24 protein-coding genes are annotated in these 22646 nt (G+C 61.7%); 9 read left to right on the forward strand and 15 right to left on the reverse strand.

Translation table 11 applies throughout. From position 1 onward, the window contains the following. The first annotated feature begins 53 nt into the window (after positions 1-53). The 5 genes from I6F35_RS19180 to I6F35_RS19200 all read left to right on the forward strand — a co-directional run bounded on the left by I6F35_RS19180 (position 54) and on the right by I6F35_RS19200 (position 3430). Complete coding sequence (locus I6F35_RS19180) at positions 54-767, forward strand: hypothetical protein (RefSeq protein WP_225119227.1); 714 nt, start codon at positions 54-56, stop codon at positions 765-767. Continuing rightward, entirely contained in the window at positions 767-2059 is a 1293-nt protein-coding gene (locus tag I6F35_RS19185; protein ID WP_225119228.1) for an MFS transporter, read from the forward strand. The genes I6F35_RS19180 and I6F35_RS19185 overlap by 1 nt, the downstream gene beginning before the upstream one ends. 73 nt (positions 2060-2132) lie before the next feature. After that, complete coding sequence (locus I6F35_RS19190; protein ID WP_225119229.1) at positions 2133-2840, forward strand: YqcI/YcgG family protein; 708 nt, start codon at positions 2133-2135, stop codon at positions 2838-2840. Next, positions 2837-3157, forward strand: a complete 321-nt coding sequence (locus I6F35_RS19195; protein ID WP_225119230.1) for a cupin domain-containing protein — start codon at positions 2837-2839, stop codon at positions 3155-3157. The genes I6F35_RS19190 and I6F35_RS19195 overlap by 4 nt, the downstream gene beginning before the upstream one ends. An 87-nt stretch (positions 3158-3244) precedes the next feature. Continuing rightward, positions 3245-3430: a hypothetical protein gene (locus I6F35_RS19200; RefSeq protein WP_225119231.1), complete on the forward strand. Its 186-nt coding sequence runs from the start codon at positions 3245-3247 to the stop codon at positions 3428-3430. Between the two features lie 96 nt (positions 3431-3526). On the opposite strand, the gene I6F35_RS19205 is transcribed toward I6F35_RS19200, so the two are convergent. Both I6F35_RS19205 and I6F35_RS19210 read right to left on the reverse strand, forming a co-directional pair. Further along, complete coding sequence (locus I6F35_RS19205) at positions 3527-4789, reverse strand: CoA transferase (protein ID WP_225119232.1); 1263 nt, start codon at positions 4787-4789, stop codon at positions 3527-3529. 209 nt (positions 4790-4998) lie between these two features. Further along, on the reverse strand, positions 4999-6051 hold the full coding sequence (locus tag I6F35_RS19210) for a hypothetical protein (RefSeq protein WP_225119233.1): 1053 nt from the start codon (positions 6049-6051) through the stop codon (positions 4999-5001). 312 nt (positions 6052-6363) lie between these two features. Between I6F35_RS19210 and bamA the strand changes: the two genes are divergently transcribed. After that, complete coding sequence (bamA, locus tag I6F35_RS19215) at positions 6364-8640, forward strand: outer membrane protein assembly factor BamA (protein WP_225119234.1); 2277 nt, start codon at positions 6364-6366, stop codon at positions 8638-8640. Here bamA and I6F35_RS19220 read toward each other — a convergent pair. Both I6F35_RS19220 and I6F35_RS19225 read right to left on the reverse strand, forming a co-directional pair. After that, positions 8621-9196 (reverse strand): DUF6456 domain-containing protein, encoded by a 576-nt coding sequence (locus I6F35_RS19220; protein ID WP_225119235.1) that lies wholly within the window; start codon positions 9194-9196, stop codon positions 8621-8623. The two genes, bamA and I6F35_RS19220, sit on opposite strands and share 20 nt — an antisense overlap. A gap of 95 nt (positions 9197-9291) precedes the next feature. Then, positions 9292-9831: a GcrA family cell cycle regulator gene (locus I6F35_RS19225; RefSeq protein ID WP_225119236.1), complete on the reverse strand. Its 540-nt coding sequence runs from the start codon at positions 9829-9831 to the stop codon at positions 9292-9294. A gap of 131 nt (positions 9832-9962) precedes the next feature. On the opposite strand from I6F35_RS19225, the gene I6F35_RS19230 reads away from it, so the two are divergent. The 3 genes from I6F35_RS19230 to I6F35_RS19240 all read left to right on the forward strand — a co-directional run bounded on the left by I6F35_RS19230 (position 9963) and on the right by I6F35_RS19240 (position 12309). Next, entirely contained in the window at positions 9963-10601 is a 639-nt protein-coding gene (locus I6F35_RS19230) for a S24 family peptidase (RefSeq protein WP_225119237.1), read from the forward strand. A gap of 105 nt (positions 10602-10706) precedes the next feature. Beyond that, complete coding sequence (locus I6F35_RS19235) at positions 10707-10982, forward strand: hypothetical protein (protein WP_225119289.1); 276 nt, start codon at positions 10707-10709, stop codon at positions 10980-10982. 172 nt (positions 10983-11154) lie between these two features. Continuing rightward, on the forward strand, positions 11155-12309 hold the full coding sequence (locus I6F35_RS19240; RefSeq protein ID WP_225119238.1) for an OpgC domain-containing protein: 1155 nt from the start codon (positions 11155-11157) through the stop codon (positions 12307-12309). Between the two features lie 28 nt (positions 12310-12337). Here the strand turns inward: I6F35_RS19240 and cyoD are convergent, their stop codons facing one another. The 11 genes from cyoD to I6F35_RS19295 form a co-directional block, all read right to left on the reverse strand. Further along, a complete protein-coding gene (gene cyoD / locus I6F35_RS19245; RefSeq protein WP_225119239.1) occupies positions 12338-12727 on the reverse strand; it encodes a cytochrome o ubiquinol oxidase subunit IV in 390 nt (129 codons plus the stop codon). Continuing rightward, a complete protein-coding gene (locus tag I6F35_RS19250; RefSeq protein ID WP_225119240.1) occupies positions 12724-13374 on the reverse strand; it encodes a cytochrome (ubi)quinol oxidase subunit III in 651 nt (216 codons plus the stop codon). The genes cyoD and I6F35_RS19250 overlap by 4 nt, the downstream gene beginning before the upstream one ends. 3 nt (positions 13375-13377) lie before the next feature. Then, positions 13378-15375: a cytochrome o ubiquinol oxidase subunit I gene (gene cyoB / locus I6F35_RS19255; protein WP_225119241.1), complete on the reverse strand. Its 1998-nt coding sequence runs from the start codon at positions 15373-15375 to the stop codon at positions 13378-13380. Further along, positions 15365-16198, reverse strand: coding sequence for a ubiquinol oxidase subunit II (cyoA, locus tag I6F35_RS19260; RefSeq protein WP_346283185.1), 834 nt, complete (start codon positions 16196-16198; stop codon positions 15365-15367). Before cyoA ends, cyoB begins: the two co-directional genes overlap by 11 nt. Before the next feature lie 428 nt (positions 16199-16626). Beyond that, a complete protein-coding gene (locus tag I6F35_RS19265) occupies positions 16627-17481 on the reverse strand; it encodes a CoA ester lyase (protein ID WP_225119243.1) in 855 nt (284 codons plus the stop codon). 4 nt (positions 17482-17485) lie between these two features. Beyond that, positions 17486-17944, reverse strand: coding sequence for a MaoC family dehydratase (locus I6F35_RS19270; RefSeq protein ID WP_346283186.1), 459 nt, complete (start codon positions 17942-17944; stop codon positions 17486-17488). Positions 17945-17972: 28 nt separating this feature from the next. Further along, a complete protein-coding gene (locus I6F35_RS19275; protein WP_225119245.1) occupies positions 17973-19181 on the reverse strand; it encodes a CoA transferase in 1209 nt (402 codons plus the stop codon). Between the two features lie 24 nt (positions 19182-19205). Then, a complete protein-coding gene (locus I6F35_RS19280) occupies positions 19206-19922 on the reverse strand; it encodes an ABC transporter ATP-binding protein (RefSeq protein ID WP_225119246.1) in 717 nt (238 codons plus the stop codon). Beyond that, positions 19919-20677 (reverse strand): ABC transporter ATP-binding protein, encoded by a 759-nt coding sequence (locus I6F35_RS19285; protein WP_225119247.1) that lies wholly within the window; start codon positions 20675-20677, stop codon positions 19919-19921. Before I6F35_RS19285 ends, I6F35_RS19280 begins: the two co-directional genes overlap by 4 nt. A gap of 2 nt (positions 20678-20679) precedes the next feature. Next, positions 20680-21711 (reverse strand): branched-chain amino acid ABC transporter permease, encoded by a 1032-nt coding sequence (locus tag I6F35_RS19290; protein ID WP_225119248.1) that lies wholly within the window; start codon positions 21709-21711, stop codon positions 20680-20682. Next, complete coding sequence (locus tag I6F35_RS19295) at positions 21708-22610, reverse strand: branched-chain amino acid ABC transporter permease (RefSeq protein ID WP_225119249.1); 903 nt, start codon at positions 22608-22610, stop codon at positions 21708-21710. The genes I6F35_RS19290 and I6F35_RS19295 overlap by 4 nt, the downstream gene beginning before the upstream one ends. Positions 22611-22646 lie beyond the last annotated feature (36 nt).

The raw sequence follows: 22646 nt of genomic DNA on the forward strand, positions 1-22646 counted from the left end.
TAAGCCATTCGAGCCTCGCCTGTATAGCTCTCTACCGACAGTGGAGTTCTGCCATGGTGCGAAAGCTCGGCAGCCAATACCAGGCGATCAACTCGCCCTGGACGGGGTATGCAGTCTACAGTTTTCCGGATGCGTCCCGCATCGTGGCTTCCGACCGCCAGCCGTTGATGGATGCCATGAATGGCATCATCGCAGTAAACTGGAAAGCGACCGAACCGCATTGGACGGCAAGCTCCTCCCCCTTCGACGGCAAGTATAGCCTTATCCTTGTGTTTGATAGCTTGGGATTGGCGGCCTTTTCCGTCTATCGCGTGCTGCAGATGTCATGCGGGCCTGCGGTGTATCGCAGCGGCACAGAGGTGCTTCCGGCCCACCAGGGCCGCGGTCTGTACGGCTTCTTCACCCAGGAAGTGCTGAAGCGCGCAAGCTCCGCAGCAAAGGGAATTGGCGGCCTGTTCTACGGATGGCGGACGCGCAATCCAATCGTCTGGGCCGCCAATGCCAAGATCTGCGAAAAAGTGACACCTTCGCTGCTCGACGACATCAGGGATTCCGACCTCCAGGCGGCCTGCGTCGAAATGTGCGCGACCCTTTATCCTGGCAAACCGCTCGAGGTGCCGGAAATGATCATGCGTGGCGCCTACGGCCACATTAAGCACCACCGGCAGGCTTACCGTGGCAACGCATCGCTGGTCGATGCGGCGATGTCCCGCATGATTCCAGATTCAGCGGACGCATTGTTCTCGGTTGGATTTGCGAGGGTGTGATGTCGATGCTGGGTCAGCAAACCGCGTACGCCCCGACGGCATCGAGGTTCGGTGACCGAGCCTATTTCGCCTGGGCGACGGTGGCTGTCGCCTACGCCATCGCCTTCCTGCAGCGCGTGTCGCCGCAATCGGTCAATCTGAGCCTGATGCATGACTTCAGCACCGACGCCGCCGGCGTCGCAATGCTCGCCTCCGGTTACTTCTGGGGCTACACGCTGATGCAGATTCCGGCGGGCCTTCTGGTCGACCGTTACGGCGTCAAGCGCGTGGTGCTGGCCAGCATGGCCGCTTCGTCGCTGGGCAGCGCAGCCTTTGCGCTGGCGCCGAACCTCCTTGACATCTTCGCCGCGCGCCTGATCGTCGCCTGCGGCGATGCGCTGGTGTTCACCGCACTCTTGAAGTTGGTCGCGCAGAACTTCTCGGATGAGCGGTTCGGCATCATGTCGGGCATCTCCCAGGTCTCGGGCTATGTCGGAGGCGTGATCGCAACGACACCACTTGCGGCCGCAGTGACGGGCTTCGGGTGGCGCGCCTGCTTTCTGTTCATCGCCGCTATCGGCCTTGCCAATCTCGTTGCCGCCAAGTTTGCGCTGAAGCCAAATCCGGTGTCATCCAGCAACAAGACGCTGAAGAGCGTCATGACCGCAGCGCGGCAATCGTTGTCGCATGTGGCCAATTGGGGATGCGCCATGACCTTTGCATCCCACTTCGCGGTGGTGACCACGCTATCGGGCGTGTGGGGCATTCCGATGGTGGCGCACTTCTTCAACATCTCGCCGACAGCGGCCGGAACACCGCTGCTTGCCTTCATGATCGGCAACGCCATCGGCTCCATCTTCCTTGGTCACGCGGCGGACCGTACGGCGGCACTCGATACTGCGCTGATCCGGATTTGCGTGCTGCGAATGATCCTCGTCGCGATGCTGCTGCCGCCGATCGCCAAGGCATTCGGTCTTGTTTACGTTACGCTGGTGTTCACCACGCTCGGCCTGGTCGCCGGCGGGACCGTTCCCCTCGTGCTCAAATGCACCAAGCGGCTCTACACCGCCGATCTCATCGGGGTCGGCGCATCCGTGAACACGACGGCGGCCGGAATCTTTGCCGGTATCGCGCAACCAATCATCGGCTTCGCCATGCTTGTCGCGAGCCAGTTCGCAGGAACCGATACCGCGCACGGCGCAGCCGCGATCGGTGACGCCGGCTACGGCGCCTTGATTGCAATTCTGCTGCTCATGTCGCTGCCCGGAGTTGCCGGACCGATGTTGATGAGAAGCAAACTGATAGTTCAGTAGTCGCGTTAACCGTATAGGGGCAGTTATGGAGCGTTTGTTCTTGAGAAGAGGAGAAGTCGCGTCGAAATTTGCGGTGAGCAGCTGGCAAAGCGTGATGTTCGCCGAGTTCGAAGCCCAGATGAGCAGCGAAGCGAGACCGTTCCCATGCGTGTTCGGCGTAGCCGGCCATCGCCAGGACCAGCTCCGCTACCTGTTCCTCGATCCCTACGACGTCGAAGTGCTTGGAGAACAGCTCGCGCATTATGTCTCGCAGGCTCGCTCATTCGGCCCCAATACGTCACTGATCATGTTTACACGGCCCCGTCCGGTGCAAACGATTGATGCCTACTATCGCAAGATGTGGTCGACGCTCGACCAGCTTGCACGGCTGGATAAGTCTCCCTGGCCAACCGACATTCCCGAACAGTTGGACCATCCGATGTGGGAATTCTCCTTCGCCGGCGAACCGATCTTCGTGGTGTGCACCACGCCCGCCCATGTGATGCGCCAGAGCCGCCGGTCCAGCGCGTTCATGCTCACCTTCCAGCCGCGATGGGTATTCGAGAAGATCCTGGGAACGGAAAAGGCGGCCAATGCGGCGTTTGCGGAAGTGCGCAAGCGGCTCATCCCCTACGACAGCACGAGTCCCTCGCCGCTGCTCGGACGCTACGGCGCGACCGACGGACGCGAATACCAGCAATATTTCCTGCAGGACGACAACCATTCCGTAGCGGGCTGTCCCTTCGCCAAGCTCGCACAGAACAAGTCGGCTCACACCAGCAACACGGAGCAAGCGGCATGACCAAGATCGTTACGGGTCAGCAGACCCAATTCGCGATCGATCCGGCGATCCTCAACCTGCTTCCGGAGCAGGGCTCGATCGAACTGCAACACGACGCTGCGGGCAAGGTGCACAGCTTCCACACCCATCCGGTCGACGAGATCCTGATGATCATCAGCGGCAGGCTCAATTTCACTTGGGATGGCGGCGAGCGCATCGTCAGCGCCGGCGACACGATCTTTCTACCCGCCGGCACACACCACCGATCGGAAGCGCTGGAAGGCGGTGCGGTCTATGCCATCGCGACCCAACCGCCGGCAAACCTGGCCGGGAACTAACCTTGCTCGATGGAGCTCCGAGCCACTTGCTGCAGCTCCGCAACACAACTCGAACTATTCAACCGCATATTGAGAGAGGAAGAATTTATGGCATACCCAGGCAAACGTGACGGCTTGGCCAAGAAGGTCGAAACAGCAGCGCAGGAGGCCGAGCGCCTCGGTCTGACCACGGCCACATTGATCCTCCGGATGGCGCGACTGGAGATCGATCGGGCTGAGCACAAGGAAGCGGACGAGATTGCAAGCAGCAATCTCCGCAGCAAGCCGAATTGAAGATCTCGCTAGGCTGGTCAGCGAAGCCGAGACCGGTCTAGAAACGGATATCTTTGGCGGACCGCACCCAGGCTGATCCGCCAGATGACGGACCACTCAGTCAGCGTTCGCCGTCTTCCCGAACGCACCGGCTCCGGCCAGTGCCGCGATGCGGTGGTCGTCATAGCCGAGGGTGTCGCGCAGCACGTCCCTGGTGTGCTGGCCAAGCAGCGGCGCGGCAACGGGATCAACGGTTGGCGTAACGCTCATCCCGATCGGCGTCTCGATATTGGGAACGAAGCCGGCGGTCGGGTGCGGGATTTTGCTGAGGCGATCACGGTCACGCACTTCCGGCGCATTGAACCCCTGCTCTACCGTGCGCAGATAGCCGACGGGAATGTTGGCCTTCTTCATCTTCGCCATCCAGTGCTCGAGCCGGTCGGTAGCAAAGATGCCCGCAATGATCGCGCGCAGCTTCTCCCTGTTTGCGGTCCGATTCTTGCGGTGCGCGAAATCGGGATGGGTGATCAGATCCGGCCGGTCGAACACTTCGGTGACAAGGCGGCGGTACAGCCGGTCATTGGCGCACGCCATGTAGAGCGGACCATCGGCGGCCTGGTAGAGGCCCACGGTCGGCGAGCCGTTTGGCGAATTGCCGAAGCGACCGGGATTCTGGCCGCTGATCAGATAGGCCATGCCGTAAAATCCGGTCATCGCCACTGCCATGTCGATCAGCGCGACCTCGACATGCTGGCCGCGACCAAGCCGGTCGCGTGCCAACAGCGCAAGCAGGATCGCATTGCAGGCCGACATGCCGGTTGCCATGTCGACGATTGGCGGCCCGGTCCTCACCGGCTCGCCATCGGGAAAACCGTTCAGCGACATGAAGCCGCTTTCGGCCTGCGTGATCGGATCAAATCCCGGACGCAAGGCAAATTCGCCCTTGCGGCCGTAGGCCGAGATCGAGCAGTAGATCAGCCGCGGATTGCCCGGCGCGACCGAAGCATAGTCGAGGCCGTACTTCTTCATCACGCCGCCGGAAAAGTTCTCCACCACGACATCAGCCTTGGCAATGAGCTCGCGCACCACCTCGATCGCGGCGGAATTGGTGAAGTCGAGCGCAATACCCTTCTTATTGCGGTTCAGGCTGAGATAGGCCGCGCTCTCGCCGCCGATTTCCGCATGCTCATAGGCGCGCGTGTCGTCGCCACCATCAGGATTTTCGATCTTGATGACCTCGGCGCCGAAATCAGCAAGTGTCTGCGTGCAGGCGGGACCGGCGACCACACGGGTGAAATCGATAACCAGCAGACCATCGAGGGCGGTCGGTTCGCCCGTTGCGCGCGACGCACGCTCGGGCAATTGTGGTCCAGCGGTCATGATTGGGCGCTTCCTCTTATTGTCAGTTCATGGGCCACGCCCACCATTGTCGAAGGGCGACGCCACGACGTTCTAGCGGAAGCACCAAGGCCAGGCCAAACCCGGATTTTGCAGGGCGGGATATCAGGCTGACATGGCTAGCCGCTCGGATCGGCGATATTCCGCAGCAAGAAAGAGCAATCAGGATATCGGCGACGCACCATCGAACCTCACTGCTGCTTTTCCCAGAACTGCAAGAGCCCCTGCGAGGCCGAGCCGCCGATCACGCAGGGGATGCCGACCGCGACTTGCCCGAGCGCCGCAGCCGAGACGCACCCGAGCGAGAGCGCGCCAACGCCGACCTGGCCCCAGAAGTTGAGGTCGCGCCGGCTATCGGAGCCTTTGGCTTTGAGCTCGTCGACGGCAGCCAGGGCATCCTTGCGGAGCGCCGCGATCTGCACCGTATCGGCGGCATCGACGACCTCCGCAAGCGGCGCCTTGATCGGCGGCTTCTGCCTCGCCAGTTCGTTACGCAGGAAATCACGCAGGCTGGCGTCGCGGATCGCGTAGCTCGCCAGCGTATAGCGCGCCATGCTGCCGACGGTGAGCTTGTCGACGGTATCGCGACTTTTGCTCCATGGCAGCATCTCGATGATGCGCTGAATCGGAACATGAGAGCCGGTCGCGAAATAATATCCCCACAGCGTATCCAGGAGATCCTGATTGGTGGCAAAGGTCAGCTTTGTGTTCAGCTTCTTCTCTTCCTTGGCAAACGGATTGCGCGTGAACGCGCCGCGCAGCTTGTCGATCATTCCAGGCGTCGCCTCCTCGAGCGGAATGTCGTTGAGCGTCGGCAGCCGGCCGGAAAGGTAGCTGTCGATCAGCACCTGGCGCCCCGGCATTCGCGGCGCAAGCCTGCGCACAATGTTCCGCCAATCAGCCAGCCCGGAATAGGCAACGGCGCGGATGATCACCCATTCGTCTTCCGGCGCGACGGGAGAGAAGCTCCCAATCAGCTGCTCGGCCTTTTCCGGATTGGAGCCGATCGCACCGGCGATGAAGCCGAGATAGATGCCGGCGTTTTCCGGCTCCTTGAAGCTTTGCGAATGGAAGAGAATGCGTACTGCGGCCGGCACATGGGCGTAATCCGGCTTGGCGCGATAATTGTAGATCCACTGCTGGACCACGGCGAGCGAGGCGCGCGGGTCGATATCCGGCGCCTTCTCCGCATGCGCCGATTGCATCAGCAACAGGGAGCCGACGACGAGAACTGCGTAACGCATCCGGCACTCCTGAACGAGCATTGATGCGTCACCGCACCAACGTCTCGAACGTTTTGGTGCAGAGGTTGATGCGGCCATTGCGACAATTCTGAGAACGCGCAGATTAAATAAGCGCGCTGAAATTATGGCGCGCGGCCGATTCCGGCCTGCAACTCACCTCAGGCGCGACATCGTTTCGCCCGGCGCCCGCAATTCGATATCGCCGCCCAATGGGAGACCGCAAGGGAAGTGAAGTTCGAGTGCATCACGCGGTGTCGGCGGCCGTCAAAGCCATTCCTGATCGGCGCGTCACTTGTTGCCGCTGCGGCTCTGTTGAACGGAGTCGCTCCACTCGCCGCCGAGAGCGTACCGTCATCATCTGCGGCCATTGTCGTCGAAGGTAGTCGCAGAGTTGAGGCCGATACCGTACGCTCCTACTTCCATGCAGGGCCGGACGGCCAACTTGATGAGGCGGCGCGCGACGAAGGCCTGAAGGCGCTGGTCGCGACGGGCCTGTTCGACAAGGTTTCAATCGACCGCGCCGGCGATCGTCTGACCGTGCATGTGACGGAAGCACCAATCCTCGACCGCGTCGCCTTCGAGGGCAACAGGAAGATAGCGGATGACAATCTGGCCGCAGCGATCGAGTCCAAGCCGCGGAGCAGCCTGCAGCGCGCGACGGTGCAATCGGACGTCGGCCGCATCGTCGAAGCTTACCGCCATGTCGGACGCGACGATGTCCGCGTGGCGCCCGAGATCATCGACCGTGGCAATGGGCGCGTCGATCTCGTCTTTGTGATCACGGAAGGCGCGAAGACGCCCGTACGTCGGATCAATTTTGTCGGCAATCGGGCCTTCGGCGCACGCCAGCTCAACGCCGTGATCAAGACGTCGGCTACCAACATGCTCAGTTTTCTGACCGGGAGCGACGTCTACGATCCCGACCGCATCGCGCAGGATCAGGGGCAATTGCGTCTCTATTATCGCGGCAAGGGTTATGCCGATGCCGACGTTCGCTCGGCAACGGCCGAATACGATCCAGCGGCAAAAGGATTTGTCGTCACTTTCGTGATCGATGAAGGCCCACTCTATCATTTCGGCGATATCAGCGTCGCCTGCAACATTCCCGGACTCGATCGCGAAAAGCTGCGCGGCATCGTACTCGCTCACAGTGGCGCGGTATTTGACGGCAATGCGCTGGACAAGAGCACCGAACTCCTCGCCGTCGAGATGGCTAAGCTCGGCTATCCCTTCGCCCAGGCTGTGCCGCGCATCACCCGCGATGCCGCCGCACAGAGGATCGATGTCGCGTTCGTGATTGACCAGGGCCCCCGCACCTATGTCGAGCGTATCGAGATCCATGGCAACACGCAAACGCGCGACTACGTGATCCGGCGCGAGTTCGATATCGCCGAGGGCGATCCCTACAATAAGACGCTGATCGATCGCGCTGAGCGGCGGTTGAAGAACTTGAACTACTTCAAGTCCGTCAAGATCACCAATCGGCCCGGCTCGACGCCCGATCGCGTGGTGCTCGATGTCGAGACCGTGGACCAGGGGACCGGCGAGTTCAACATCTCCGGCGGCTATTCGAGCACTGACGGCGCACTGATCGAGGTCAAGGTCGGCGAGCGCAATTTCTATGGGACCGGAAAGAACGTCCAGGCCTCCGTGAGCTACGGCCAATATGCCCGCGGCATCGACCTTGCAGCATCGGAGCCCTATTTCCTTGGCACAAAAGTGTCGGCAGGAATCGAGCTGTTCGGCCGGCAGAGCGAGGTGAACAGCTACCAGTCCTACAACAGCACGACCTACGGCTCGACGCTGCAATTCGGTACGCCGATCACCGAGCAGCTCGGCGTGCAATGGCGTTACTCGATCTATAACCAGGACATCTCGCTCGGCACGACCGGTTCCGGCCTGGTGCCTTCCCTCGCAGTCCAGCAGGCTGCCGCTAACGGCCCGGCGTGGGTTTCCGCCATTGGTACCACCTCGACCTACAGCACGCTCGACAACAACAAGAGCCCTACCAGCGGTTTCAGGTCACAGTTGAGCCAGGATCTGGCTGGCCTCGGCGGAGACGTGAGATTCCTGCGGACCAGCGAGGACGCTCGCTACTACCGGTCACTCACGGGCGACCTGGTCGGCATGGTCCGCGCTCAGGGCGGCTACGTCACCGGCTGGGGCGGCCAGCAGGTGCCACTGATGAACAGCTTTTTCGGCGGCCCAACCATGGTCCGAGGGTTTGCCACCAACGGCTTTGGTCCGCGCGATCTGACGCCCGGCACCACCATGGATAATGTCGGAGGCAGCGCCTATTGGGCGACGACGGCGGAACTGCAGAGCGGAATTCCCGGCGTGCCCGACGAATACGGCCTCAAGGCATCGGCCTTCGTCGATGCCGGAAGTGTATTCCGCTATACCGGTCCGACCGGCGTAGGCGGCATCGCGCTGCAAGTGGCCGACAAGAACGTCGTGCGTTCCTCGGTCGGCGTGGGCCTCACCTGGGCCTCCCCGTTCGGTGCCCTCACCGTCGACTATGCGGTGCCATTGACCAAAGCCGCCTACGATGTGGTGCAGCCGCTCCGCTTCAGCGCTGGAGGCTTTTGACGGGAACGGGGTGCGGCGTCGCAAAGCCGTAGATCAGCGCCAACCGATCGAGACATTCCTTGAGACGACGCGCGAAGTAGTCATTCCACCGCTGCGTACGCAGTCCCCGCCGCTCACCAACTTGCTCCATGGTCATGCCGAGGATCAGGACCTCGTGCACCAAGGCCGAACCGTCGGCGCCGAGTTCGCGCTCAACCCGGTTGAGCCGCGATACCGCCCGGCGCTGGGCCTCGGTGATCGGCTCGCGCCGCGTACCCCCATCGACATATTCCCTTGTCGTGTCGACCGCGCGCGGTCCACGCTCGGCCTTCTCCCAATCACCCTGGAAAGCGCGGCCAGCCCGAAGCTGCGCGTCATCGATCTGACGATGCGAATGCAACCGTCCGAGCGGATCGTTGCGGATCGAGCGCAGCGCGACAACCTTGTCTCCGGGCTCGAGCGCAAGGGGGTCGTCGACCTCAACGATAGCGACTTCGGCGTTGTACGGCAGATCCTGCGCGCGGCGGTCATGCACTCTGGCGGGATGATATGGTTTCTTGCGTTTGGCACGCGGCATCGCTTGGCTCCTTCAAGGCAAAATTCGATCAGGCGCCATCTCGCCAGCGGCAAGATGGATCGTTTGCAAAGTGGATGAGGGGGGTGCGTATGCGGCTATGCCGGCTCGTCCTCGCGCAGCGGCACGATGCTCGGCGATGGCTCCGTCTCGGGCTCCGGGTCGCGGCTCAAGTCGAAATGCGCCGTGCAGTAGCTTGAGCCCGGCCGCCTCCGATGACCGCAGAAGGTGATCGGTTCGCCGTCGCTGTCACCGCCATAGGGATATCGGCAGTCTCCGTGTTCGAGCTCCACCAGCGAAAGGTGGCGCGGCTCGATCTCGACACAGCGCAGCTCGACCGGCGGCGCCTTCTCGAACACGGGCATTGGCCAACGGAATTCGATCGATCTTGGCTCGCACTCGCGCCGCTCGCTCGACCTGTTCAACTGTGGCACTGGCGTCAGCCTCGGCGGTGCCGGCGGCAAACTGCCTGACGTCGTCAGGCCGAGCCGCCTGGCACGGCCGATCGCGGCACTTCGCGTATAGTCGGTGTTGAATCTGGCGTTGATCGCCTTGGCGATCTTGGCAAAGCTCATGCCTTGGGCAAAATATTCCCGCAGCGCGTCCGAATGTTCGGGCGCCCAGCCTGTCAGTTCCATTGTTGATTCTTGTCCTTCCCTTCGGCGCCCGACGCCTCGCCACCAATTTCGGATATTCCGAAATGAAAGTCAAGCTTGATTTCTGATTATCCGAATTGCTATGCTTTCCGCGGATTCGAAAAGGATGCGCCATGCTGGACGCCAGATTGATCGAGCGGGGACTGCAGAAGCCGGGCAAGACCAAGGGCGGGCTCGCCCAGGCGATGGGCGTTCGTCCCGGCGCGGTCTCCGAAATCCTGTCCGGGATACGCCAGATCAAGGCGTCCGAGATTGCACCGATCATGGACTATCTCGAGCTCAACTCGGTGCCGATCATGGGCCGGGTCGGCGCCGGAGCTTCGATCGAGCCGGAATATGAGCAGGTGCCGCCGGAAGGACTCGGCGACGTCGAGCTGCCTTTCCCGATCGCGGAAGAAACCATTGCATTCGAGGTTTCAGGCGATTCGATGCTGCCGAAATACGAGAATGGCGACATCATCGTCGTCTATCGCGAGCAGCGACATCCCCTATCGAGCTTCTATGGCGAAGAAGCGGCCGTTCGCTTGAAGACCGGCGAGCGTTATCTGAAGACGATCGAGCGTGGAAAGTCGCCGACACTGGTCAACCTGACAAGCTTCAACGCCAAGCCGATCAACGGGGTGAAGCTCGAATGGATCGGCGAGATCTGCGTGACCCTGCCGCGAGGCCAGATCGAGCGGTTGCGCGGCAAGGCGGCCGCACGCTCCCGCAAGGCCACCAAGGCGCAGGGACCTCAACCGCCGGAGAAATAGGCGACTAATTTCTGATTTTCAGAAACTGTACTTGACAAATTTCTGATTTTCGGAAATGATGGCGACCATCGTCTTCTGCCGAGAGAGGTGGCCGGTTTGGCCGACATGCAGTACTTCGTCGTGATGATCGATTACGGCCGGCGCGGCCGCGAGGCCATCGTTGATCCTGAAATCACACGGCGCGAGGTCATCGCGCGGGTCGTGTCGGGCGAATACCGGAACATCAGCTTCATTCACGAAATCTCCGATTCCGCTGTCGAGGACGTGACGGCCGATATTCTCGCCGACGCTGCCCTCCCCAACATCGACGCGGCCGAGGCCGACCTGCAGGCGAGCGCGTTCGACCATCTCCGGGATCTGCGCAAGCATGAGCAAGCCTGACTGGCCTCTCGCATCGCGCTGAATCACGTTCCAATTTCGAAAACGTGATCGCCTGCCGCTTTAATTCATCACTCGCGGATTAAATATTCTCCACGCAACGTCTATTCGGAGCAGCGGCGGGGCGCGATGGATTCGCGATTCGCTACTCCGAAATTGTGAAGTCTTGCGCTCAATGAATCCATCTGTGAAGGCCGAGATCGCGGCACGCGACGGCGATCTACGCATTTTCCTTCTGCTCGGCATCGCGAACTGGTCTTTGTTTCTGGATCACATTCCGCGCAACGCGGTCAGTGCGTTGACTTTGCGGAACTTTGGATTCAGCGGCGCGACCGAGCTGTTTGTATTCGTAATCGGCTATGCGGCGGCGATCATGTACGGGAAGGTCGTCGTGGAGCGCGGCTTCGTCGTGGGAGCGACTCGCATCTTCAAGCGGGTATGGCAGCTCTACGCCGCCTATGTGGTGCTGTTCGTGGTCTATGTCGACCTGATCGGATATGTCGCGGCCGAGGCCGCCGCGCCCGATCTGTTCGCCGAATTCAACATCACCGACTTCATCGAACATCCAATTCGCGTCATAATCCGCGGCCTGCTGCTGCAGGCCAAGCCGCTCAATCTGGACGTATTGCAGCTCTTCATCGTCCTCATGGCGTTCCTTCCTGCCGTGTTGTTCGGCATGATGCGCTGGCCACGCCTGACAATGATCGGATCCATCGCGCTCTATCTATTCGCGCGCCATTTCGATTGGAACCTGACCGCGTTTCCGGAAGGACGCTGGTATTTCAATCCATTCTGCTGGCAATTGCTGTTCGTGCTCGGCGCCTGGTTCGCGGTTGGCGGCGCAGGAGACGCGCACGTGATCCGCGCGATGCAGAAGCTTCCGGCCTTGCGTATCGCCGCGTTGATCTACTTGCTCGTCGCCCTGACAATCATGTCGGTCGGGAAATCACCCGCCTTGGCGGAAATCATACCCAATTCGGTGCTCGATGCCTTCCCGTCCAACGATAAGGAGAACCTCGCTCCCTATCGCGTCCTGCACCTGCTGGCGATGGCGTTCTTTTTCACGATGCTGGTTCCCCGCGACTGGCTTGGACTGCAATCTCAAGCCCTGCAGCCCCTCATCAAATGCGGCGAGCAATGGCTCGCGGTGTTCTGCTCCGGCATCTTTCTTTCATTCGCCGGACATCTCGTGCTGATCACGGGCCCCAAATCACTCGCGATGCAGGTGCTCGTCAGCGCCGCCGGCGTCCTCGGCATGGCCTGTGTCGCCTATTACGTGTCCTGGTCCAAGCGGCAGGACCACAAACCCGCGGTCGGCCTGCGATCCTGACCGTGTCGCCTCATGGAGGTGTGCAGCGCTAGCGCTGCATCTGCATGATCTGGTCCATCGGCATCATGTTCTGATTGAGGTTCGCCATGATCCACAGCGAGCCGCCGATCACCAGGAAGACGATGAGCACGCCGAAGGCAAGCGCCATCACGTTGTTGGTGTTGTCGGGCCCGGTCGTGATGTGAAGGAAGAAGACGAGATGCACGCCCATCTGGGCGATCGCCAGCACGATGATGGCGACGGGAATGCTCGGCTGCCAGACGAGATCCGTGCCGGCCACAAAGAACGAAGTCGCCGTCAGCAGGATGGCAAGGCCAAGGCCGACGACATAGCCGAGTACGCGCAGGCCGACGCCTCCCTCGCCTTCGTCGCCCGGGGCCAGATCGATGCGGTGCTGTTCCGAAAACTGATCGCTCATGGCTTGCTCCCGAGCAGATAGACCACCGAAAATACCGCGACCCAGATGATATCGAGCGCGTGCCAGAACAGCGCAAAGCACATGATGCGCCGCCCGATGTCGGCCCGAAACCCCTTCGCGAACACCTGCGCCATCATCGTCAGCAGCCAGAGGATGCCGGCGGAGACATGCAGGCCATGGCAGCCGACCAGACTGAAGAACGCCGTCAAGAATGCGCTGCGTGTCGGCCCCGCACCCCGTGCGACCAGGTCCGCAAACTCCGTCGCCTCAAGGTACAGGAAGGCGAGGCCGAGGACGCAGGTCGCCGCCATGCTCACCTGGAACCAGGGCTTGTTTCGGATGTCGGCTGCAATATTGGCGAGTCCGCAGGTGAAACTCGACAGCAACAGAAGGACGGTCTCGACCGCGACCCGCCTGAGATCGAACAGCTCGGAGCCGTTCGGCCCTCCTGCGGTCTGGTCGACCAGCACCGCATAGGTCGCGAAGAAGCACGAGAACATGACGATGTCGCTAAGCAGGAATATCCAGAAGCCGAAGCCCGTGACGATCCGCTTCGGCGCTGGCCCCTCGTGCACGACCGCCGCATGTGGGATGCCGCGCAGACGATGCGGATCGGAGTGAGCATATGCCATCGTTGTGTCGGCCATGGCTCAGGCCCCCGCAAGGCTGATCAGGGCGCGACGCTCTTCGATATTGGCGCGATCGATGCGCGCCACCTCCTTTGCCGGGATGACGTACTCGTCGTGGTCACGCCACGCGAATGCAACGAAGGTAGCGAAGGCGCCGATCGCGCCGGCCGCGACCATCCACCAGATGTGCCAGATCAGCGCGAAGCCCATGATGGTCGCGAAGAAAGCGCAGATGAAGCCGGTCGGAGAATTGCGCGGCATCTCGATGTCCTTGTAGTTCGGCTCGCGCTTCTCGAGATCCTGCTGCCTGGCGTGCGCCTTGAGTGACCAGTAAGCATCCTCTCCGGACACATCAGGCAAAATCGCGAAATTGAACACGGGCGGCGGCGAGGCCGTTGCCCATTCCAGCGAGCGCCCATCCCAAGGATCGCCGGTGCGGTCGCGCAATGCTTCGCGATGTCGAATGCTGACGACAAGCTGCATGATCTGGAAGGCGATCCCGATCAGGATAATGATGGCGCCGACCGCCGCGATCAGGAGCCACGGGCGCCATTCCGGGACATCGTAGTGCTGCATTCGCCGCGTCATGCCGAGAAAGCCGAGGGCATAGAGCGGCATGAACGCGACGTAGAACCCGATCAACCAGCACCAGAACGCCGCCTTGCCGAGCCCCTCATGCAGGCGGAAGCCGAATGCTTTCGGAAACCAGTAGGCGTAGCCGGCGAACGCGCCGAACAGCACGCCGCCGATGATCACATTGTGGAAGTGAGCGACCAGGAACAGGCTGTTGTGAAGCAGGAAGTCCGCCGGCGGCACGGCGACCAGCACGCCTGTGAGCCCACCCAGGATGAACGTCACCATGAAGCCGATCGCCCACAGCATCGGCGTGTCGAAGCGGACCCGTCCACCATACATCGTGAACAGCCAGTTGTAGATCTTCACGCCGGTCGGCACCGCGATGATCATGCTGGCGATCCCGAAGATCGCATTGACGTAGGGACCGGCGCCCATGGTGAAAAAGTGATGCAGCCACACCATGAAAGAGATGACGCAGATCGCCATGGTGGCGAGCACCATCGAGCGGTATCCGAACAACGGCTTGCCGGAGAATGTCGAGACCACTTCGGAGAAGATTCCGAACGCAGGCAACACCAGGATGTAGACCTCGGGGTGGCCCCATGCCCATATCAGGTTCATGAACATCATCACGTTGCCGCCGGCCTCATTGGTGAAGAAATGGAAGCCGAAATAGCGGTCAAGTATCAGCATCGCCAGCGTCGCTGTCAGGATCGGAAACGCCGCCACGATCAGGAGATTTGAGGCGAGCGTCGTCCAGCAGAACATCGGCATACGCAAGTATGTCATGCCCCTGGTGCGCAGCTTCAGGACGGTGGTGACGAGATTGATACCGGCAACCAGCGTGCCGACGCCGGAGATCTGTAGCGCCCAAAGGTAATAGTCGACGCCGACACCCGGCGAATAAGTGAGTTCCGACAACGGGGGATAAGGCAGCCATCCCGTGCGCGCGAACTCGCCGACCACGAGCGAGATGTTGACCAGCAGCGCGCCTGTTGCCGTAAGCCAGAAACCGACGGAGTTCAGCGTCGGAAATGCGACGTCGCGAACGCCGAGTTGCAGCGGCACCACCAGATTCATCAGCCCGATCACGAACGGCATCGCCACAAAGAAGATCATGATGGTGCCGTGCGCGGAGAATATCTGGTTGTAGTGCTCCGGCGGCAGATAGCCTTGCGACTGGAAGGCAACCGCCTGCTGTGATCGCATCATCAACGCGTCGGCGAAACCCCGCAGCAGCATGACCGTCGCGAGCAGAGTGTACATGACGCCGATCCGCTTGTGGTCGACGCTGGTGATCCATTCGCGCCACAGATAAGGCAGGTGGCCGGCAAGGACGACCCAGGCGAGAACGCCAAGGATGACGAGCCCGACCACGCCCGAGGCGATCATCGGAATCGGCTGATCGATCGGAATGGCGGACCAGCTCAGCTTACCGAACATCATGGCCTCCGATATAGGGCTGCGCGCTTTCGGACGTCAGCTTCGGTCCCGGGCCCGGGGGTATCTGCTGAGTCACGATGGCGTGGAACAGCCGCGGATCATCGAGCCGATAGGTCGATTCCACGGTCTCGACTGATTGCTGGGCAAGCCTTCCATAGCTCTCCGCGTTCAAGACGCGATCGGCCTGGGCGGTGCGTGCAACCCAGTTCGGAAACTCGAGTTGCGACACGACCTGGACATCGAACTTCATGTCGGGAAAGCCATCTCCACTGAAATGGGATGACAGGCCCTGAAGTGTGCCCTGATTGTCGGCCCGCAGCTTCAACCGCGTCACCATGCCGTTCATCGTGTAGATCATGCTGCCAAGCTGCGGGATGAAGAACGCGTTCATCACGCTGCCGGACGTCAATTCGAGATCAAGGGGAGAGCCGACGGGCACCGTCAGCGAGTTGACCGTTGCGATCCGCTGGTCCGGATAGATGAAGAGCCACTTCCAATCGAGCGATACGACCTGGATGCGGATCGGCGCGCCGGTCCCATCAATAGGCCGGGCAGGATCCAGTTGATGCGATCCGATCCATGCGACCCCGCCGAGCAGGATGATCGTCAGCGTCGGGATCGACCACACGACGAGTTCGATGCGACCGGAATATGCCCAGTGGGGTTGATAGGTCGCCCGTGGATTGGAGTCCCGAAACCAGAATGCGAAGGCAAAGATTGCCGCGATCGTCGGCAGGACGATCGCCAGCATGATCCCGATCGAGTCGATCAGGATTGTCTTCTCGGCAGCGGCGATCGGACCTTGCGGATCGAGGATGTTCATCGCGAAGCCGTGACGGTGTTGCTGCAGCGCGGCGGAACGACACTTCGGCGGAGAAGAATCGGCGTGATCAGAAACCGGCAACGGCTCGCCGCGGCCATGGTTCCGGCAGGAAGACTGTCACAATGACTTTAGAGGTTCATCGACGAAATGTCCGGTCAAATTTCACCTGCCCCGCTTCGATCCGGGGGGCAGTCGTTCATTTTTGAAAAAAGCGGAGAAGTTCTCACGCCGTATTATCTGGAGACACTCGGGATACCAGCCTCGCTGGAGCATCCTCAATCTCCCGGAAACACGCGTCTCAGCCGGGCCTCGCTCCGGCCCAGCATGGTCTGGTCCAGCTTTCCCTGCCGGGAAGCGTCAGCGTGCCCACCTTCTCTTGCACGGACCGTAAGTGGTGGGCACGCTTCGCTTTGGCCACCCTACGCACCTCACCTCCGCCGCAGCGCCAGGATCTTCTCCGCGGCGCGAAGGTGCGGCTTGTCCAGCATTTTGCCGTCCATCTTCACCACGCCGGACGGATTTCCCGCAAACGCGGCGACCACGCGCTCCGACCATGCGATCTCCTCATCGGTCGGCATGAAAGCGGCGTTGACGACATCGACATGCTTGGGATGGATCACCGCCTTTGCCAGAAAACCGTCCTGCCGCGCCGTGATGCATTCCTCCCGCAGCGCGTCGAGATCGTTGATGTCGGTCGCAATCGTATCGATGGCGACGACGCCCGCGGCGGCCGCGCTGATCAGGCACAGGTCGCGCGCCAGCCAGAACGGACTAAGAAAGCGGTTACCGATGCGGTTGCGCGAGGCTCCCAGAGACGCGGCGAGGTCCTCGGCGCCCCACATCATGCCCCAGAGCCGTGGGCTCATATTCTCGAAGTCGAGCAGTTTCAGCACCGCGCGTGCCGTCTCGGTCGCAACCGTTACGATGCGCGTCGAACCTTCCGCGATGCCGGATGCCGCCTCGAACGCGTCGAGGTAAAGCGCGAGCTTGTTGACGTCGGCGGCACCAGCACATTTCGGCAGGACGATGCCGTCAGGCTTCCCGGGCATGACCGCTGCGAGATCGCCCAGCGTCATGTCGGTATCGAACGCATTGACGCGGATGTACATCTTTTGATCGGGATTGCGCGAGCTCAGCATCTCGCGCGTGATGCTGCGTGCCGTCACTTTTTGCTCCGGCGCAATAGAATCCTCGAGATCGAGGATCAAGGCGTCCGCAGCCGTCTTCTTCGCGCTTTCGAATTTCCGGACGCTGTCGCCGGGAACGAACAGGAACGAACGCATAGCCTCACGCCTTCGGTTTGCAGAGCATCAGTCCGGTACGGCGGCAGGTCGCCACCACCTCGCCCCGCTGGTTGGTCATGGTGTGCTCGAATTCGACAATCCCCTGGGTCGGCCGCGACTTGCTCGGCCGCTTCGAGACGATCCTGGTGTGCGCCCGCAGCGTGTCGCCGTGAAATACCGGCTTCGGAAACTTCACATCCGTCATGCCCAGATTGCCGACAGTCGTGCCCAGCGTCGTATCGTAGACGCTCATACCGATCATGATGCCGAGCGTATAGAGGCTGTTGAACAGCCGCTGGCCATACTCGGTCTTCTCCGCAAAATGCGCGTCGAGATGCAGTGGCTGCGGGTTCATGGTCAAGAGACTGAACATCGTGTTGTCCATCTCGGTCACGGTCCGGCTGAATTCATGATGGAATTCCTGTCCGACCTCGAACTCATCAAAATATAACCCAGCCATCAGCTTCTCCTGTCGTCTGGCATGCCACCGCTCATTTTGATCGGGACTGGCGAACCGCACCCGCGTTGATCAAGTCGTTGATGGCTGCACTGTCGAAGCCAGCCTCAAGCAGCACGTCGTAGCTGTCCTGCCCGATATCCGGCGCGGGCCGCAGGTCGTCCTCTGAAAGGCTCGCGATCCCCGGCGTCCGCGGCGTGTAGACCGGGCCGACGCCGGGCGTGTCCTGGCAGACGGCTGCCCTGGTCGCCTCGACGTGAGCGTTGCGCAGCCATTCGCCGGGATTGTGAATCCGCTCCGCGATGATATCGGCCGCATGCAGGCGCGTAAGCCAAGCCTCGGCCGATTGGGTGAGAAAAACTTCCCGCAGCTGCGGCATCAGCGCGTCCGCCGCGTCCGCACGCCCAGCGAAATCGGCAAAGCGCGGATCGGTGGCGAGATCATCGCGTCCGATTGCCGTACACAGGCGCTTGTACTGCGCTTCGTTCACCAGTGTGACCATCATCCAGCCATCCTTGGCCTGGTAGGTGCCGGCCGGCACATTGAGGGCGCGCGGTGCACCGCCCTCAAGGATGAACTCTGCAACCTTGTGGCCGAGCAGCGCCGCTGTCGACTGACAGAGATTGACGTCGATCCAGCGCCCCGTGCCCGTCGTCGCCCGCGCGAACAGCGTGGTGGCGATGGCCTGGAAGGCATAGACGCCGGTGACGACATCGGAGATCGTCGAGCCGACCCGATGCGGGGTCCCGTCGGTGCCGACGTTGATCGAGACCAGACCCGAGAAAGCCTGCGCCACCGAATCCGATCCGGGGCGCTTCGCGTAAGGCCCGCTTTGTCCGAAGCCGCTGACCGAAAGATAGATCAGGCCGCGATTGTCGCGTGATAACGACTCATAACCAAGCCCGAGTCGCGCGGCCACGCCTGGCCGAAACCCTTCGATCAAAACATCGGCTTCCTTCGCCAGCCTCTGGGCGATCGCGATTCCATCCTTGTGCTTCAGATCCAGGCACAGGCTGCGCTTGCCGCGATTATAGACCGCCGACAGCGTGGTGTGATTGCCATAGGTCGTCCCGAGATAGCGCGACCAGTCACCCTCGGGCGGCTCGACCTTGATGACGTCGGCTCCGTAGACGCCGAGCAGCATCGCGCAATAAGGCGACGCAATGCCCTGTCCGAAATCGAGCACGCGAAGGCCGCGATAGGGCGCCTCATGCGTCGGCGCCAGCCTGTTTCCAACCGCCATTCATCCTCCCCATCCGGCCGAAGGTTACAGCGCAAGGTAGCGCTGCCGAATGTTGTCGTTGGCCTTCAGCTCTTCGATGGGAGATGTGTAGACGATTTGGCCCTTGTCGATAACCGTCGCGTGGCTGGCAAGGCCAAGGCAAAAATGCATGTTCTGCTCGGCAATCAGCACCGTGGCGCCGGTCGCGCGAAGCTGCCGCAAGAGTTCGCCTATCCGTTGCACGATGATCGGCGCCAATCCCTCACTGGGCTCGTCCAGTAGCAGCAGTGCGGGATTGCCCATCAGCGTGCGGGCGATCGCCAGCATCTGCTGCTCGCCGCCGGACAGCCGTCCCGCGATCCGATAGCGTAACGGCTCAAGCAATGGGAAGACGTCATAGATGCGCCGGATCGACCATTCGTCCTCGCCATTCGGCCCCTTCTTCTGGCCGATGACGAGATTGTCCTCCACCGTATGCTCTGGGAAGATCTGACGGTCCTCCGGAACGAAGCCGAGCCCGGCGCGGGCGATGCGATGCGGCCGCATCCCCGAGACGGTCCTGCCGTTCAGCGTCACCTTGCCGCGACGCGCCGGCGCCAGCCCCATGATCGCCTTCATGGTGGTGGACTTGCCGGCGCCGTTGCGACCAAGCAATGCCATGGTCTCGCCCCGCCGCACCGATAGCCCGACACCGAACAATATCTGGCTGGTGCCATAATAGACGTCGAGATCCTCGACCTGCACGACCGGCAAAGCGCTCATGTCACGGCCTCGGCATGTTCCTCAGTGCCCAGATAAGCATCGATGACGGCTTCATCGCGCCTGATGGCATCAGGCGTGCCGGTCGCAAGGATGCGGCCGTAGCAGAGCACGACGATCCTGGGCGCGATCTTGAACACGATGTCCATGTCGTGTTCGATGAAGACGACCGTGATCTTCTGCGTCTCCCAGAGCTCCCGGACCTTGTCGATCATCCGCCAGCGCTCTTCGGTGCCCATGCCCGCGGTCGGCTCATCCAGCAGCAGCACCTTTGGGTCGAGCACCAGCGCCAGCGCGATATCCAGAAGTTTCTGGTCGCCATGTGACAGCGTCGCGGCGGTGCGGTGGCGCTTGTTGGCAAGGCCCAGCAATTCCATCGCGTGCTCGGCGCGATCCCGCGTCTCGGCGAGCGGGAAGCGCCGGTGCAGTACGGTCGAGCGGCGCTGATCCGCGCAGACGGCGGCGAGCATGGTCTCCTGTACGGTAAGGGACGGAAAGATGCTGGCGACCTGGAACGCGCGCCCGATGCCGTGCCGCACGATCTCAGGTGGCGACTTGCCGGCGAGATCGATGCCATCGAGCAGAACCTCGCCGGAATCTGGCCTGAGCGCGCCTGTGATCAGGTTGAAGAACGTGCTCTTGCCGGCGCCGTTCGGACCGATCACGGCCGTCAGCGAGCCGTCGGCGAAATCCAGCGAAACGTTGTCCGTCGCTTTCACGCCGCCGAACGATTTCGAGAGCCCGCGAATATCCAGCATGGCTAGCCGCGCTCCCCTGATCCGTCGCGACGTTGCGTGTACCACTCCAGCACGTAGTCCATCAGGCCCTTGCGCAGGCCGATGGCAAAGAACAGAATCACGACGCCAAGCACGATGCCATGATATTCCGTGAAGCGGGTGACGGTGTCGTTGAGGTTCAGGAGCAGCACCGTACCGACCATGGGCCCCAGGAACGTGGTGACGCCGCCGAGCATGTTGATGAAGATACCTTCGCCCGAAATCGTCCAGTAGGCGAATTCGGGGTAGGCGCCGGAGACGAACATCGCCATCACCATACCGCCCGTGGACGCAAACAGCGCCGCCAGAACAAAGACCGTCAGCTTGGCGCGCCAGACATCGATGCCGATGAAGCTCGCACGCCGCGCATTGTCGCGGATCATGCGCAGTGTATAGCCGAACGGCGATTGCGCGATCTGGCGCATCAGCAAGAGGCCGAGCACGAGCAGCGCGCAGCTTGTGATGTAGAGATGCACGTGATTGGCAAGATCGATGCCGAGGAACGCCGGCCGCGGGATGCCTCCGCGCAGGCCCTGGTCGCCGCCAGTCAGCGACGTCCAGGTCAGGATCGTCGAGTGGATCAGCATCTGGAACGCCAGCGTGACGAAGGCGAAATAGATCTCCTTCAGCCGGACGCAGATCGCACCTATGATCGCAGCGACGACAGCGGTGATCAGGAGCGTCGCCACAAAAGCTACGGGTATCGGCACGCCGGTGCGCTGCATCAGCAGGCCGAAGCCATAGGCGCCGAGCCCGAAGAACATGCCATGCCCGAACGAGATCATGCCGGTGTAGCCGACGAGCAGGTTGAGCGAGGTCGCGAACAGGCCGAAAGCCGAGCAGCGGATCACGAAATCAAGCAGCGCCTTGCTGCCGAAGAACAGCGGCAGCGCAGCCAGCACCGCAAAGGCGACCAGCGCGATCAAAACGTCCAGATAACGCGAGCGGAACGAACGCGTTTCGATGCGCGGCGCGCTCAACGTTTCCGGCGTGCGTTCCGCCTGCAATTCGGTCATGCGACCTCCTTGCCGAACAGGCCGCTCGGCCGCGACACCAGCACGATCACCATGAACAGGTACATCAGGCCTTCGGTAAAGAGCGGAAAGCCGAGCGAGCCGAACGAGCGGATCAGGCCGATGAGCAGCGCCCCGACCAACGCGCCCAGGATCGAACCCATGCCACCGATCACGGTGACGATGAAGGATTCAATCAGAACCGAAAATCCCATCCCCGGTGTCAGCGAACGCACCGGCGCGGCGAGCGCCCCGGCAAGCCCGGCAAGCATGCCGCCGAGCGCGAACACGCCGCCATAGATCAGCCCGGTGTTGATGCCGAGCGCGGACACCATGCCCGGATTGTGGGCGGCCGCGCGAATCACCTTGCCGATCCGGGTGCGGGCAAGCCCAAGGCCGAGCACCATGGCGGCCACCAGCGCAACGCCGATCAGCAGCAGGTAATAGGGCGGCACGACGCCGCCGGCGATGAACAGCGGCGGCACCTGGAACGCCGACGGCATGCCCATCGATTTGAATTCGGGGCCCCAGATCATCCGCACCACGTCGTCGAAGATCAGGACGAAGGCGTAGCAGACCAGCAGTTGCATCAGCACGTCAGCGCCATAGACGCGGCTCATGAACACGCGCTCGAAGATGAGCCCGAGGATCGCCGTGCCCGCCGCGCCGCACAGCATCGCGAGCGCAAAACTGTCGGAGAACTGGTAGGCCGTCATCGCGAAATAGGCGCCGAACATATAGAAGGCACCGTGACTGAAATTGACGACCTTGAGCACGCCGAAGATCAACGTCAGCCCGACGGCGACGAGAAACAGCAGCATACCGATGATGAGACCGCTGGTGGTTTGCGTCACCAGACAGGCCGGGCTGGCGAGACAGCCAGCGAGCGCGTCTATATCCAATGCAGCATTTCCATCCCAGCGCGCCGAGACCACTGG

Origin of the sequence: Bradyrhizobium sp. BRP22, from assembly GCF_020194175.1 — a bacterium.
In the GTDB taxonomy this organism is placed as follows: Bacteria; Pseudomonadota; Alphaproteobacteria; order Rhizobiales; family Xanthobacteraceae; genus Bradyrhizobium.